Raw genomic sequence first — 1,092 nt, forward strand, 5'->3', positions numbered from 1 at the left:
CATCAGTTTGCAGCGGGCAATATCCAGATCCACCGGCTCAAACACCCCGTCGCCACCGTGCTCCATGAGCACGTCTTTGCCGGCCACACCGATATCCGCCGCGCCATGCTGCACATAGGGGGGCACGTCTGTGGCGCGGATGATGATGATTTTCACGTCGTCACGGGTGGTGTCGAAAATCAGTTTGCGTGAGGCCGCCGGGTCTTCCAGCAGCTCAATGCCTGCGACTTTCAGCAGCGGCAGGGTTTCCTTGAGAATGCGCCCTTTGGAGAGGGCGATGGTCAATGGCTTGCTCATCACAGATCCCGATCCGATCAGCGTGGTACGCGACGGATGATCGCGCCCAGCGATTGCAGTTTCTCTTCAATGCACTCGTAACCACGATCAATATGGTAGATGCGGTCCACGGTGGTATCACCGGACGCCGCCAACGCGGCGATCACCAGTGAGGCCGAGGCGCGCAGGTCCGTGGCCATCACCGGCGCACCGGTAAGCTGCTCGACACCCCGGCAAATGGCGGTGTTTCCCTGCACTTCGATGTCCGCGCCCATGCGGTTCATTTCCTGCACGTGCATGAAACGGTTTTCGAAAATGGTTTCGACAATGGTGCTGGTGCCTTCGGCGACCAGATTCAGGGCCATGAACTGGGCCTGCATATCCGTGGGCATGGCCGGGTACGGTGCGGTGCGCAAGGACACGGCCTTCGGGCGGCGCCCTTCCATGTCCAGCTCGATCCAGTCGTCGCCGACGGTGATTTTCGCCCCGGCTTCTTCCAGCTTCTGCAGCACCGCATCGAGAATACCCGGCACGGTGTCCTTGGTCTTGATGCGGCCACCGGTGATGGCGGCGGCAATCAGGTAGGTGCCGGTTTCGATACGGTCAGCAACGACCTGATGGTGGCAACCGGTTAGGCGCTCAACCCCTTCAATGACAATAGTGTCAGTGCCGGCACCGCTAATCTTGCCGCCCATGGCATTGATGAAGTTGGCCAGATCCACCACTTCCGGCTCACGGGCTGCGTTTTCCAGGTAGGTGGTGCCGTCGGCCAGCGCCGCCGCCATCATCAGGTTTTCGGTACCGGTTACGGTGACC

Annotated in this window: 2 protein-coding genes; both read right to left on the reverse strand. The window is 60.6% G+C overall.

Going from position 1 to position 1,092, the window contains the following annotated elements; genetic code table 11:
• A partial coding sequence (gene hisG, locus A3754_RS00430) for an ATP phosphoribosyltransferase (RefSeq protein WP_063518546.1) occupies positions 1-297 on the reverse strand: 297 nt, incomplete at its 3' end.
• A gap of 17 nt (positions 298-314) precedes the next feature.
• Positions 315-1,092, reverse strand: a 778-nt coding sequence (locus A3754_RS00435; RefSeq protein ID WP_156496630.1) for a UDP-N-acetylglucosamine 1-carboxyvinyltransferase, incomplete at its 5' end; no start/stop codon positions are given.

The sequence above is a fragment of the Alcanivorax sp. HI0083 genome (genome assembly GCF_001635175.1).